The 12,010-nt window shown below is 72.8% G+C and carries 16 protein-coding genes; 9 read left to right on the top strand and 7 right to left on the bottom strand.

The genetic code is table 11. The features are described from left to right. Positions 1-179 precede the first annotated feature (179 nt). Entirely contained in the window at positions 180-401 is a 222-nt protein-coding gene (locus tag EDD93_RS22350; protein ID WP_007263382.1) for a helix-turn-helix domain-containing protein, read from the top strand. A gap of 159 nt (positions 402-560) precedes the next feature. After that, on the top strand, positions 561-1,352 hold the full coding sequence (locus tag EDD93_RS22355) for an enoyl-CoA hydratase/isomerase family protein (protein ID WP_123526840.1): 792 nt from the start codon (positions 561-563) through the stop codon (positions 1,350-1,352). 4 nt (positions 1,353-1,356) lie between these two features. Here the strand turns inward: EDD93_RS22355 and EDD93_RS22360 are convergent, their stop codons facing one another. After that, positions 1,357-2,109 (bottom strand): hypothetical protein, encoded by a 753-nt coding sequence (locus EDD93_RS22360; RefSeq protein ID WP_123526841.1) that lies wholly within the window; start codon positions 2,107-2,109, stop codon positions 1,357-1,359. A 93-nt stretch (positions 2,110-2,202) separates the two neighbouring features. On the opposite strand from EDD93_RS22360, the gene EDD93_RS22365 reads away from it, so the two are divergent. Genes EDD93_RS22365 through amaP form a run of 5 tightly spaced genes read left to right on the top strand, consistent with a single transcriptional unit; the run spans position 2,203 to position 4,529 of the window. Further along, positions 2,203-2,679, top strand: a complete 477-nt coding sequence (locus EDD93_RS22365) for an Asp23/Gls24 family envelope stress response protein (protein ID WP_123526842.1) — start codon at positions 2,203-2,205, stop codon at positions 2,677-2,679. A gap of 32 nt (positions 2,680-2,711) precedes the next feature. Then, positions 2,712-2,903: a hypothetical protein gene (locus EDD93_RS22370; protein ID WP_123526843.1), complete on the top strand. Its 192-nt coding sequence runs from the start codon at positions 2,712-2,714 to the stop codon at positions 2,901-2,903. Next, positions 2,900-3,262 (top strand): Asp23/Gls24 family envelope stress response protein, encoded by a 363-nt coding sequence (locus EDD93_RS22375; protein ID WP_123526844.1) that lies wholly within the window; start codon positions 2,900-2,902, stop codon positions 3,260-3,262. Before EDD93_RS22370 ends, EDD93_RS22375 begins: the two co-directional genes overlap by 4 nt. After that, positions 3,259-3,945, top strand: coding sequence for a DUF6286 domain-containing protein (locus EDD93_RS22380; RefSeq protein ID WP_123526845.1), 687 nt, complete (start codon positions 3,259-3,261; stop codon positions 3,943-3,945). The genes EDD93_RS22375 and EDD93_RS22380 overlap by 4 nt, the downstream gene beginning before the upstream one ends. A gap of 5 nt (positions 3,946-3,950) precedes the next feature. Then, positions 3,951-4,529, top strand: a complete 579-nt coding sequence (amaP, locus tag EDD93_RS22385; protein WP_185092404.1) for an alkaline shock response membrane anchor protein AmaP — start codon at positions 3,951-3,953, stop codon at positions 4,527-4,529. Positions 4,530-4,631: 102 nt separating this feature from the next. Here the strand turns inward: amaP and EDD93_RS22390 are convergent, their stop codons facing one another. The 6 genes from EDD93_RS22390 to EDD93_RS22415 all read right to left on the bottom strand — a co-directional run bounded on the left by EDD93_RS22390 (position 4,632) and on the right by EDD93_RS22415 (position 10,195). Then, positions 4,632-5,387: an SDR family oxidoreductase gene (locus EDD93_RS22390; protein WP_123526847.1), complete on the bottom strand. Its 756-nt coding sequence runs from the start codon at positions 5,385-5,387 to the stop codon at positions 4,632-4,634. Positions 5,388-5,391: 4 nt separating this feature from the next. Beyond that, positions 5,392-7,203: a glycoside hydrolase family 15 protein gene (locus tag EDD93_RS22395; protein ID WP_123526848.1), complete on the bottom strand. Its 1,812-nt coding sequence runs from the start codon at positions 7,201-7,203 to the stop codon at positions 5,392-5,394. Positions 7,204-7,317: 114 nt separating this feature from the next. Beyond that, on the bottom strand, positions 7,318-8,133 hold the full coding sequence (locus tag EDD93_RS22400) for an SURF1 family protein (RefSeq protein WP_123526849.1): 816 nt from the start codon (positions 8,131-8,133) through the stop codon (positions 7,318-7,320). A gap of 71 nt (positions 8,134-8,204) precedes the next feature. Next, complete coding sequence (locus tag EDD93_RS22405) at positions 8,205-8,438, bottom strand: hypothetical protein (RefSeq protein WP_078852816.1); 234 nt, start codon at positions 8,436-8,438, stop codon at positions 8,205-8,207. Positions 8,439-8,502: 64 nt separating this feature from the next. Continuing rightward, positions 8,503-9,510 carry a DEDDh family exonuclease gene (locus EDD93_RS22410; protein ID WP_123526850.1) on the bottom strand — a complete coding sequence of 336 codons (1,008 nt, stop codon included), beginning with the start codon at positions 9,508-9,510 and terminating at the stop codon, positions 8,503-8,505. A gap of 40 nt (positions 9,511-9,550) precedes the next feature. After that, the gene (locus tag EDD93_RS22415) at positions 9,551-10,195 is read right to left on the bottom strand and encodes a TetR/AcrR family transcriptional regulator (protein WP_123526851.1); all 645 of its coding nucleotides are present in this window, start codon (positions 10,193-10,195) and stop codon (positions 9,551-9,553) included. A gap of 124 nt (positions 10,196-10,319) precedes the next feature. On the opposite strand from EDD93_RS22415, the gene EDD93_RS22420 reads away from it, so the two are divergent. Beyond that, positions 10,320-11,120 (top strand): acetoacetate decarboxylase family protein, encoded by an 801-nt coding sequence (locus EDD93_RS22420; RefSeq protein WP_123526852.1) that lies wholly within the window; start codon positions 10,320-10,322, stop codon positions 11,118-11,120. Beyond that, positions 11,117-12,001: an SDR family NAD(P)-dependent oxidoreductase gene (locus EDD93_RS22425; protein WP_123526853.1), complete on the top strand. Its 885-nt coding sequence runs from the start codon at positions 11,117-11,119 to the stop codon at positions 11,999-12,001. Before EDD93_RS22420 ends, EDD93_RS22425 begins: the two co-directional genes overlap by 4 nt. Positions 12,002-12,010: the final 9 nt, after the last annotated feature.

The raw sequence follows: 12,010 nt of genomic DNA on the forward strand, positions 1-12,010 counted from the left end.
TTTTTCCCGGGGCGATCCCCGCAGGCCCCCCGTGGCCCGGCGGAATGCGAGATTCCGATCAGTCCGGCGCACTCCCGGGGCGTGAATCCGGTTGCACAGACCTTGCCGAATGGGTGGCCAGGAAGCGCGGGAGGGGTGATCATGAGAGTCCAGAGCGCACTTCCCACGAGGAGGCACGGGTGGCCGAGACTCTGAAGAAGGGCAGCCGGGTAACCGGCGCCGCGCGCGACAAGCTCGCGGCAGACCTGAAGAAGAAGTATGACTCCGGTGCGAGCATCCGGGCGCTGGCCGAGGAAACCGGCCGCTCCTACGGGTTCGTCCACCGGATGCTCAGTGAGTCCGGAGTGACGCTGCGGGGACGCGGCGGCGCGACACGAGGCAAGAAGGCCGCAGCGGCCTGACAGCCGTCGGCGGACCGGCGCGGATCGCCTGATCCGCTCCGGGGCCCACCGGTTCGGTGGTGGCCACCCGGTCGATCGTGCGGTCGATCGGGTGGTTACTGTTCAGTCACTTAGCTCTCTGCTGACTGCACTGACTGCACCCCGATCCGGAGGCGCTCCATGACCTCGCTCGACACTGTGCTCGACAAGGACGGCGTACGACTCACCGTCGACGACGCGGTTGCCACGGTGACCCTCACCAATCCGGCCAAGCGCAACGCTCAGTCCCCCGCTCTGTGGCGGGCGTTGACAGAGGCCGGACGGGCCCTGCCCGGCAGTGTGCGGGTCGTCGTGCTGCGCGGCGAAGGTGTGTCCTTCTCCGCCGGGCTCGACCGGCAGGCGTTCACCCCCGAGGGATTCGACGGCGAGCCGTCCTTCCTCGACATGGGGCGTGGCCCCGAGGCCGAGCTCGACGCGGTCATCGCCGAGTACCAGGACGCGTTCACCTGGTGGCGTCGCAACGACCTCGTGTCGATCGCGGCGGTCCAGGGGCACGCCATCGGTGCGGGCTTCCAGCTCGCCCTCGCCTGCGATCTGCGGATCGTCGCCGAGGACGTGCAGTTCGCCATGCGCGAGACCAGCCTCGGTCTGGTGCCCGACCTCACCGGCACGCACCCCCTGGTGCACCTGGTGGGGTACGCGCGCGCGCTCGAAATCTGCGCCACCGGACGCTTCGTGCACGCGGCGGAGGCCGAGCGCACCGGCCTGGCCAACCTCGTGGTGCCCGCCGGGGATCTCGACGGAGCCGCCTGTGATCTGGCCGGCGCCCTGCTGGCCGCCCCGCGCGACGCCCTCGTCGAGACCAAGGCGCTGCTGAGCGGCGCCCTCTCGCGGACGTACGAGGAGCAGCGCACCGCCGAACGGGCCGCGCAGGGCCGTCGGCTGCGCGATCTGGCCGGCAGCTCGGACTGACCCGTCACCCGGCCGGGGGCACGCCGCCTCCGGCCTTCGGGCCCCCCGGCGCACCCGGACCGGCCGGAGCGCCCGTCACCGCCGTGACCAGCACCGCGACCGGCGGATGCCCGTCCACCGCCTCCGTCACCGCCGCCCGCACCGCCAGCGCCACGTCGAGCGCGCGGTGTCCGTCGTCCGTGGCCAGCTCGACCCGGACGTGATCCGCACCCGTGTGCACCGCCGCGCCGAGCACCCGGGTCAGCGTGGAGACACCGGCCACCCCCGCGGCCGCCAGGCCCGCAGTCCCCTCGGGCTTCGCCGCGCGCACCCCGGCCGGCTCCGGCTCGGCCCGTTCAGGCTCGGTGTCCAGCAGCTCCGTCACCTGGAGGTCCACCTCGCCGACCACCAGCCCGAGCCGCCGCGAGGCCGCCGCCAGCAGTGCCGCGCGCAGTGCCGCCGCGGCGGCGGGCAGGGGCTGGTCGGCCGTCGCCGCCATGGTCGCCTCGATCCGCAGCGGGCCCGGCGGCAGCGCACTCGGCGGCGACGGCACCTGCGGAACGGGGGCCGCCCCCGGGTCGGCCACCGCGATCCTCAGCTCACCCAGCACCGGCCCCGGGCCGCGTACGGCCCGGCGGAGCACCGCTACCGCGGCCCGTTCCGAGATCCAGGCCCCGTCCGCCGGACCGCCCAGAGGGAGCAGTCGGCCCAGGCCGAGTCGTTGCCGAACCGCAGCCGTCCATCCATCGGCCCTGTTCGGGCTGTCAGCCGTCGTCATGGCCTCAGCCTGCCGCATCCACGGCGCGAGACGGGGCAAGCGCACTTAATGTGGGCAATGAAGTCCAATCCTGCCCCGAAGGGAAGAACGGCGATGACCGAGACCCCACAGCGGAACCGGCCCGAGAACCCCGACACGGACTCGGGCACGCCTCTGACCAAGCGTGGCGGGGGAGACCCCGCCACCCGCGGTCGCACCACGATCGCGGACGGTGTGGTCGAGAAGATCGCCGGAATGGCGGCACGCGACGTGGAGGGCGTGCACGCGATGGGCAGCGGCCTCTCCCGCACCTTCGGCGCGGTGCGCGACCGGGTGCCCGGCGGCGGCAAGTCCGTCACCCGGGGCGTGAAGGCCGAGGTCGGTGAGTCGCAGACCGCCCTCGACCTGGAGATCGTCGTCGACTACGGCGTGTCGATCGCCGATGTCGCCCGTGACGTACGCGAGAACGTCGTCGCGGCGGTGGAGCGGATGACGGGTCTCGAAGTCGTCGAGGTCAACATCGCGGTGAGCGATGTGAAGCTGCCCGACGAGGACGACGACGACGATCAGCCCGAGCCACGTCTCCAGTAGTCCTCCGGTCCGAGGTAGTTGAGGAGCGCACGATGAGCATGGCTGTGGTCGGCATGGTGGCGGGCATGGCGCTCGGATTCGCCGGATATTTCGGCGGGTTCGGTGCCTTCCTGCTGGTGGCCGCGTTGGGGGCGATCGGCTTCATCGCCGGTCGCTTCCTGGACGGTGACCTGGAGCCCGGCGACTTCTTCCGGAGTCGCGAACGCGGCGACCGACGGCGGTGACGGCCGTGTCGGGGGCGAGCGGCCCGGTCGCCGCCGCGGAACGGGGAGAGACCCGGATCGCCGACCGGGTGGTCGCGAAGATCGCCGCCCAGGCGGCGAAGGAGGCCGTCGACGAGCCGGCCGAGGAGGGCGCGTCGCCGCGCGCCACGGTCACGGTGCACCGTGACACGGCCCGGGTGCGGGTGAGCCTCGAGCTCGGGTATCCCAGCGACATCGGCCGTCAGTGCGGCGCGGTGCGTCAGCGGGTCGCGATGCGGGTAAAGGCGTTGGCGGGGATGGAGGTGCCCGAAGTGGCCGTACAGGTCGAGCGCCTGCACCCCACAGGAGCGAGCCTCGCGGCGCAGGGGAGGATCCGATGACCGAGCCCCAGAACCCGGAACACAGCACACAGCGCCTGCCCACGGTCGAGCCGGTGGAGCGCGGCGACGTACTCGAACTGGACCAGTCGGCGTCGTCCGCCGCCTACGACCCGGTCCCCGACAAGGAGCGGGGCGAGGGCGGCGGCGGGCGCTTCTGGTCGGCCCGCCGCGTTCCGGCGGGCATCCTCGCCCTGGTGGTACTCGGCGGCTCCGGGCTCCTGCTGTACGACGTGGCGGCGGTCCGGGCCGGGCACCCGGCGATGCAGTGGCGCCGCACGCTCGCCGACGAGCTGGCGCGGCGGCCGCTGGACGACGTCTGGGTGCTGACCGGTGCGGCGGTCGCGGCCGCGGCCGGCCTGTGGCTGCTCGTCCTCGCGCTCACGCCCGGACTCCGCGACCTGCTGCCGATGCGCCGCGACCGCCCGGATGTCCGGGCCGCGCTCGCCCGGACAGCGGCCGCGACGGTCCTGCGCGACCGGGCCGTCGAGGTGTCGGGCGTGCAGTCGGTCCGGGTCCGGATGGGCCGGAGGAAGGTGGGGGTGCGGGCCGTCTCGCACTTCCGTGAACTCGACGACGTACGGGCCGACCTGGACACCGCGCTCTCCACGGGGATCGGGGAACTCGGACTGTCCAGGCCGCCGCGCCTGTCCGTCCATGTCCGCCGTCCGGCGAAGAAGGGGTGAGCGGCATGATCGGGACCGTCAACCGGGTACTCCTCGGCCTCGCCGGACTGGTGCTGGTCTGTGTGGGCGGCGGAGTGCTGGCCGCCGCCACCGGGCTCTCCGTCCCGTCCTGGTGGCCCTGGTCCGGCAAGAACGACGTACTGCTCAGCGAGGCCGACCGGGAGCGCTGGCGCTCGGACGGCTGGTGGTGGCCGACGGTGATCGCGGTCCTCGCCGTCATCGTCGTGCTCGCCCTGTGGTGGCTGCTGGCCCAGCTGCGCCGGGCCCGGCTCTCCGAAGTGCTGGTGGACAGCGGCGACGGCGAGGGCGCCCTGCTGCGCGGGCGGGCCCTGGAAGGTGTGCTCGCCGCGGAGGCGGGCGGCCTGGACGGTGTGGCCCGCGCCCAGGTCGTACTGACCGGGAAGCGCAGCGCACCGCAGGCCAGGATCCGGCTGCTGATGGAGCCGCACGCGGCGCCGGACGAGGCGCTGGGCCGGCTGTCCGACGAGGCGCTGGCCCATGCCAGGGACTCCGCGGGGCTGGCCCGGCTCCCCGCCGAGGTGCGGCTGCGGGCGGTCAAGCACCGCGCGGCGCGGGTGAGCTGACGGGCGGCAGGAAGCAGGAACCCGAGGGCGGGCCGGAGACGAGGTCTCCGGCCCGCCCTGCGCGTGTCCGCGCCGTGTCTGCCACCCGTCCGGCCGTACGGGTCAGAAACCGTGCCGGGAGCCGCCGTCGACCGGGACCATGATGCCGGTCAGATACGAGGCGGCGGGCGAGAGCAGGAAGGCCGCCGTCCGGCCGAACTCCTGCGGGGTGCCGTAGCGGCGCAGCGGGATGTTGGCCTCGTTGGCCGTGCGCGAGGCCTCGGCGTTGCCCGAGAGCGCGTCCAGTTCACGGACCCGGTCCGTGTCGATCCGGGCCGGCAGCACGCCCACGACCCGGATGCCGCGCGGGCCCAGCTCGTTGGCCAGCGACTTGGCGAACCCGGCGAGGCCGGGGCGCAGGCCGTTGGAGATGGTCAGCCCGCCGATCGGCTCGTGGACGGAGCCGGAGAGCACGAAGCCGATGACCCCGCCGTCGCCCAGCGCCGCGGCGGCCGCACGGGCGAGGCGCACCGCGCCGAGGAAGACCGACTCGAAGGCCGACTGCCACTGCTCGTCGGTGTTGTCCGCTGCCGAGCCGGGCGCCGGACCGCCGACGCTGATGAGGATGCCGTCGAGCCGGCCGAACCCCTCCTGCGCGGCGTCCACCAGCCGCTGCGCCACGGACGGGTCCGCGTTGTCGGCGGCGAGCCCGACGGCGTCCGGGCCCAGGTCGTCGGCGGCGGCCCGGACGCTCGATTCGTCCCGGCCGGTGATGATGACCTTCGCGCCGTCGTCCACCAGCGCCTGCGCCGTGGCGTTGCCGAGCCCCCGGGTCGCCCCGGTGACGATGTACACACGGTCCTTCAGTCCAAGATCCATGGCTCTATCCTGCCGCCTCGCCCGCGGCCGTGTCCTCGGGGGGCAGCCCCTCGGCCAGCGCGACGGCCGTCCCCACCAGGCCGATGTGGCTGAAGGCCTGCGGGAAGTTGCCGAGCTGGCGCATGGCGGCGGTGTCGTACTCCTCGGCGAGCAGCCCCACGTCGTTGCGGAGCGTCAGCAGATGCTCGAAGAGTTCGGTGGCCTCCTCGGTGCGCCCCGTCATCCGCAGCGCGTCCGCCAGCCAGAACGAGCAGGCCAGGAAGGCGCCCTCGCCGCCCGGCAGGCCGTCGATCGAGGCGCCGTCGGTGCTGTAGCGGCGCACCAGCCCGTCGCTGCCCAGCTCGGCGCGGACCGCGTCCACCGTGCCGACGAGCCGAGGGTCGTCGGGCGGCAGGAAGCCGGTCCTGGCGATCAGCAGGGTCGAGGCGTCCAGGTCCCGCGATCCGTAGGACTGGGTGAAGGTGTTGCGCACCGGGTCGTACCCCTTCTCGCAGACCTCCCGGTGCACGGCGTCCCGCATCGCTCGCCAGCGGTCGGCGTCGCCGGTCAGCGACGGGTCTTCCTCCAGGCTGCGCACGGCCCGGTCGGCCGCCACCCAGGCCATCACCTTGGAGTGCACGAAGTGGCGGCGCTGGCCGCGGATCTCCCACAGACCCTCGTCCGGCTCGCGCCAGGTGGACTCCAGGAAGCCGAGCAGGCTGAGCTGGAGGTTCCAGGCGTGCGGCTTGTCGCCCAGTCCCGCGTCCCGGGCCAGCCGGAGCGAGTCGATGACCTCCCCGTACACGTCGAGCTGGCGCTGGCGCACCGCGGCGTTGCCGATCCGGACCGGGGCGGAGTTCTCGTAGCCGCGCAGCCACGGCAGCTCCGACTCGGGCAGTCTGCGCTCGCCCGCGAGCCCGTACATGATCTGCAGGTCGGCGGGGTCCCCGGCGACGGCGCGCAGCAGCCAGTCCCGCCAGGCGCCCGCCTCTTCCAGATAGCCGGCCGAGATCAGGGCGCCGAGGGTGAGCGTGGAGTCCCGCAGCCAGCAGAAGCGGTAGTCCCAGTTCCGTACGCCGCCGATCTCCTCGGGCAGCGAGGTGGTGGGAGCCGCCACGATGCCGCCGGTCGGGCCGAAGGTGAGCGCCTTCAGGGTGATCAGGGAGCGGATCACGGCCTCCCGGTAGGGCCCCTGGTACTTGCAGCGCGCCGACCAGGTGGCCCAGTCGGTCAGGGTGTTGTCCAGAGCCTCGAACGGATCGACCAGATCGGGGCGGGGCGAGTGCGAGGGATGCCAGGTCAGCACGAACGCCACCCGCTCCCCGGCGGAGACGCTGAAGGAGGAGCAGGTGGAGAACTGCTGGCCCCAGGTCTTGACCGGCGGCTCGCTGCGCAGCCAGGCGGAGTCGGGCCCGGCGACCGCCACCCGGTGGCCCTGCGAGCGGCGCACCCAGGGCACCACCGAGCCGAAGTCGAAGCGCAGCCGGAGCACCGAGGTCATGTCGACGGTGCCGCTGACCCCCTCGACGATCCGCATCACATCGGGTGACTCGTCGCGCTGCGGCATGAAGTCGATGACCTTGACCGTGCCGGTGCGGGTCTCCCAGAACGTCTCCAGTACGAGGGAGTCACCGGCGTAGGCCCGCCGGGTACAGGTGTCCGCTCCCTGCGGCGCGATGCGCCAGTGGCCGTTGTCCTCGTCACCGAGCAGGGCCGCGAAGCAGGCGCCCGAGTCGAAGCGGGGCAGGCAGAGCCAGTCGACAGAACCGTTCTTTCCGACCAGGGCGGCTGTCTGGAGATCGCCGATGAGGGCGTAGTCCTCGATGAGTGGTGTCACGTTCTGGCGTGTTCCCGAACATGGCCCCGGCTAAGCAGCCGTTGTGCGACGTGAGGCGGGAGTCACCCCGCCGGACGACGGCCCCGGTACGGGCCGACACCGGCCGACACCTCGTCAGGCCTTCGCGGGCTCGGGCTTCCCGGGCTCCGCCGCGGTGTCCTGCGCTTCGGCCGCCTCGGCGGCGGCCGCCACCAGGTCGCGCTTCTCGCGGCGGGCCAGCACCACGTAGCCGACCGGCACCCCGCCGGCGAAGAGCCACCACTGGACGGCGTAGGCCATGTGCGGGCCGATGGAGCTGTCGTCGGGGGCCTCGATCAGCTCCGGCCTGTCGCCGGAGGGCACCGGTCCGGTCTGCTCCAGGTAGCCGCCGAGCACCGGCCGGGAGAGCAGCTTGGCCTGCTGGGCGCTGTTGATCAGCATCACCTGGCGGTCCGGCAGGTCGGAGAGGTCCTTGATGCCGCTGGCGCCGGTCGTCTCGTCGGCCTTGAGCCGGCCGGTGACCGTCACCTCGCCCTTGGGGGCGTCCGGTACGTCGGGGAAGGCGTGCTGGTCGTCGGCGGTGGGGATCCAGCCCCGGTTGATCATGACGGTGCCGCCGCCCTTGAGGTCGAACGGGACCAGCACGTGGAAGCCGATGCTGCCGTCGGTGGACGTCCTGCGCCGTACCACGACCTCGTGCTTCTCGTCGTACGTCCCGGTGGCCTTCACCGCACGCCAGTAGTCGGAGCGCGGAACGACGTGGCCGGGGGAGGTGAGCGCGGCGACCGGGACCGGCTTCGCCTTGAGGTTGTGCGAGATCAGGGCGTTCTGCGCGACCTTGTGCTCATGCCGGTGCAGCTGCCAGAAGCCCAGCTCGATCATCGTGGGGATCATGACGAGGGCGAGGAGGGCGAGGATCAGCCACTGCCGGGTCAACAGGAAGCGGTACACCCCATGACGGTACAACCGTGGCATGGGGTGCATCGCGCAGGGGGTGGGGGAAGGGGTGCGGCGCCCGGTGCTCAGACTTTGTCGATGATGCCCACCTTCCCCTCCGCGCGGGCGCAGTGGCCGCCGCAGAACCAGTGCCCGTCGACCTCGACCCCCTGGCCGATGACCTGGACCCGGCAGTGCTCACAGATCGGCGCCATCCGGTGGATGGCGCAGGAGAAGCAGTCGAAGACGTGCACCGCGCCCTGCGCGTGCACCTCGAAGGACATCCCGTAGTCGTTTCCGCATACCTCGCAACGTGCCATGCGCCACAGGGTGGGACGCGAGAGCGCCGGCGGGCGAGCGGTGGGCGGGCGAGTCGCCCCCGGTTCACTCCGATGACGGCGCGGCCGGGGAGCCCTTCGGCGCGGCGGCCACGTCCCGCAGGAGATGGGTGAACGCGCTCTCCTCCAGGATCGGGGTGCCGAACGACTTGGCCTTCACCGTCTTCGACGTCGCCGCGTCCGGATCGTTGGTGACGAGCAGGCTGGTCAGCCGGGAGACGCTGGTCGCCACATGCAGCCCGGCCTCCACCGCCCGGTCCTCCAGCAGCTCGCGGTCGATCGAGGTGTCCCCGGAGAACGCCACCCGCATGCCCTGCATGAGGGGTTTGTCCTTCTCGTACCGTCCCGGGTTGGGGTACGGGCAGGCCGGGCGCCTGCGCGCGGGACGCCAGCTCGCCTGGCCGCCGCCGTACGGGGCCTGGCGGCCGATCCGGGGAGTGACGGGGGAGTCCGACCACTCGGTCAGCGGCCGGCACTCCAGCAGCGGCAGCCGGAGCCCGCCGCCGGCCGCCGCGTGCAGGCTCGGGCGGAAGGCCTCGGCCAGCACCCGGGCGTCGTCGAGCGCGTGGTGCGCGTGCTGCTGCACGACGCCGAAGTGCGCGGCCAGCGACTCCAGCTTGTGGTTGGGCAGCGGCAGCCGCAGCTCCTTGGAGAGCGCGATGGTGCACAGCCGCTGCTGGACCGGGGCGATCACCGAGGCGCGCGCGTACTCCCGGGCCAGCATCGACCAGTCGAAGGCGGCGTTGTGCGCGACCAGGACACGTCCGGCGAGCCGTTCGGAGAGCTGGGCGGCGATCTCGGGGAAGAGCGGGGCGCCTTCGAGCACGTCACTGGTCAGCCCGTGGATCCATACGGGGCCGGGGTCGCGCTGCGGGTTGACCAGGGTGTACCAGTGGTCCTCGACGTTGCCCTGCGCGTCCAGGCGGTAGACGGCGGCGGAGATTATCCGGTCGTCCCGTGCGAGGCCGGTGGTCTCCACGTCGACGACCGCGTACCCCTGCGGGTAGGCGGTCGGCCACGGTGCTGCGGTCTGGCGGTCGTCGAGCATGGTCACAGAGAATACGGGCCACGACCGACAGTCCCCTATTCGGCCGTCACCCCCGGTCCCCGTCCGACGCGTCGCAACCCGCCAGGAGCCCGTCCACCAGCGCCCGCACGGAGCCGGCGAACAGCCGGTCCGGGTCGGCCGGCCGGGCCAGTGCACGGGCCAGTGCCGGATCGCCCCCGGCCGTCGACCCGCTCCACAGATCGCCCTCGCCGGGCGACTGGACGGGGGACCGCTCCCGGTTGCGCTCCACCAGCAGGAAGCCGACGGTGTGGATCTGCACCGCCCGCACCGCGGCCGCCGCCCGCGCGCCGCGCAGCCCGGCGGCGTGCACCTCGTGGACGAGCGCCTGCTGCGCCGGCAGGAACATCCGTTCCGTCAGCCCCCTTTCGTGGACCATCGCGATCAGATGCGGCCGGGCGCGCAGTTCGCGGCGCAGCCCGCGGGCCACCGAGACGATCCGGGCGGCCGGGCCCCGTCCGCTGGGGCGCAGGGTGCCCATCTCCTGCACGGTGCGCTCGACGAGGGCGTCCAGCAGCGACTCGCGGTTGCCGACGTGCCAGTAGATCGAGGTGACGGCGGTGCCCAGTTCGGCGGCCAGCTTGCGCATGGTGAGGGTCTGCGGACCGTGCTGCCGCACCAGTGCGGCGGCGGCCACCAGGACCTCGTCGCGGGTCAGCGCCGATCGCGCCACAGCTCCTCCAGTTCCAGAACTCCGTTACACGCACGGCTATTTACCCTTCATCGTCTCCGGTGTAACTGTGTTACAGGGCCCGGCGGAGAGCCGGGCCGCGGACGAGAGAGAAGGGTGGCACCGCATGGCACGGGTACGGTACGGCGCGCGCACCGAGGCCGAGATCGCGGCATCCCGCGAGGCCCGCTCCAGGCTCCCCGACATCTGGTCCACCGGCGTGAGCGCCGTCTGGGAGAGCGACCCCGACGCGGTGGCGGCCGTCCTCCCGCCGCCCCTGAAACCGGCCGGGCGCCCGCTCGTCCGGGCGAGCATCAGCAAGGTCGACCTGCCCGGCTATCCGCTCGGCGCGGGCTCCGTCGCCGTCGCCGCCGTCCACGACGGGCACGAGGGCTGGTACCCGCTGGTCATGCCGATGACCCACGAACGGGCGCTGACCGGCGGCCGCGAGGTGTTCGGCGAACCGAAGAAGCTCGGTGAGGTGCGCGTCGAGCGCGAGGGCCTCGTCGTCCGGGCCGCCCTCGTCCGCCACGGCATCGCGTTCGTCGAGATCCGGGGTGCGGTCGACGGACCGCTGCCGCTGCCCGAACCGGCCACGAAGCTCGACTTCTACTTCAAGTTCCTGCCCGCCGTGGACGGCGACGGCTTCGACTCCGGCCCCGTGCTGATCCACTGCACCCGCCACGAGAAGGTCCGCAAGCTGGAGCGGATCACCGGCGACGTGGTGCTGCGCGAGTCGATGTACGACCCGGTCGCGGACCTGCCCGTGCGCAGGCTGGTCGAGGTCACCATCGGGGAGAAGACCAGCGACCAGCAGGGCCGGGCCGTGGAGCGGGTCAGTGCCGACGCGCTGCTGCCGTACGTCCACCAGCGCTACGACGATCCGCAGCAGATCCACGACGGACCGCCCGAGGGGAGCGTCCGATGAGGCTGGAGGAGGGCCAGACCGCCGTCGTCACCGGGGCCGCCAGTGGAATCGGCCTCGCCATGGCCCGCCGGTTCGCGGCCGAGGGGCTGAACGTCGTCCTTGCCGACGTGGAGGAGGGCGCGCTCGCCAAGGCCGCCGGTGAACTGCGCGAGGACGGGGCGCGGGTGCTGGCCCGGCCCGTCGACGTCAGCGAACGCGACTCCGTGCAGGCGCTCGCCGAGGCCGCGTACGACACCTTCGGCGCCGTGCACGTGCTGTGCAACAACGCCGGGGTCGGATCGGGCGCCGAGGGCCGGATGTGGGAGCACGAGCCGAACGACTGGAAGTGGGCCTTCGCGGTCAACGTCTGGGGCGTCTTCCACGGCATCCAGGCCTTCGTGCCGCGCATGCTCGCGGGCGGCGCCCCCGGCCGTGTCGTCAACACCTCCTCCGGCGACGGCGGGATCGCCCCGCTGCCCACCGCCTCCGTGTACGCCGTCACCAAGTCCGCCGTCGTCACCATGACCGAATCGCTGTACGCGCACCTGCGGGCGGAGGGCGCGGCCGTCGGCGCATCCGTCCTCTTCCCCGGCCCGCACATGCTCCGCACCGGACTGTGGGAGTCGCACCGCAACCGCCCCGAGCGGTACGCCAAGGAACGCCCGCGCCGCACCCCCTACCGCAGCCTCGACCAGTGGGAGGGCGCGATGAGGGCGGCGGGCCACGAGGTGGAGTTCACCCCCGTGGAGGACGTCGCCGCGACCGTCGTGGACGGCATCCGCGCCGACCGCTTCTGGATGCTCCCCGACAGTGAACGCAGCGACAGCCAGATCCGGGCCAGGTCGCAGTCGATGCTCGACCGGGCCGATCCGTCCTACCTGGAGAACTTCATACTCGACTGAGGAGTGAGC

Origin of the sequence: Streptomyces sp. 840.1, assembly GCF_003751445.1 — a bacterium.
GTDB lineage: Bacteria > Actinomycetota > Actinomycetes > Streptomycetales > Streptomycetaceae > Streptomyces.

Excerpts from the sequence above, each read along its gene's own strand:
- EDD93_RS22355 (WP_123526840.1), top strand. The coding sequence starts at position 561 with ATGACCTCGCTCGACACTGTGCTCGACAAGGACGGCGTACGACTCACC.
- EDD93_RS22360 (WP_123526841.1), bottom strand. The coding sequence starts at position 2,109 with ATGACGACGGCTGACAGCCCGAACAGGGCCGATGGATGGACGGCTGCG.
- EDD93_RS22365 (WP_123526842.1), top strand. The coding sequence starts at position 2,203 with ATGACCGAGACCCCACAGCGGAACCGGCCCGAGAACCCCGACACGGAC.
- EDD93_RS22370 (WP_123526843.1), top strand. The coding sequence starts at position 2,712 with ATGAGCATGGCTGTGGTCGGCATGGTGGCGGGCATGGCGCTCGGATTC.
- EDD93_RS22380 (WP_123526845.1), top strand. The coding sequence starts at position 3,259 with ATGACCGAGCCCCAGAACCCGGAACACAGCACACAGCGCCTGCCCACG.
- amaP (WP_185092404.1), top strand. The coding sequence starts at position 3,951 with ATGATCGGGACCGTCAACCGGGTACTCCTCGGCCTCGCCGGACTGGTG.
- EDD93_RS22390 (WP_123526847.1), bottom strand. The coding sequence starts at position 5,387 with ATGGATCTTGGACTGAAGGACCGTGTGTACATCGTCACCGGGGCGACC.
- EDD93_RS22405 (WP_078852816.1), bottom strand. The coding sequence starts at position 8,438 with ATGGCACGTTGCGAGGTATGCGGAAACGACTACGGGATGTCCTTCGAG.
- EDD93_RS22420 (WP_123526852.1), top strand. The coding sequence starts at position 10,320 with ATGGCACGGGTACGGTACGGCGCGCGCACCGAGGCCGAGATCGCGGCA.
- EDD93_RS22425 (WP_123526853.1), top strand. The coding sequence starts at position 11,117 with ATGAGGCTGGAGGAGGGCCAGACCGCCGTCGTCACCGGGGCCGCCAGT.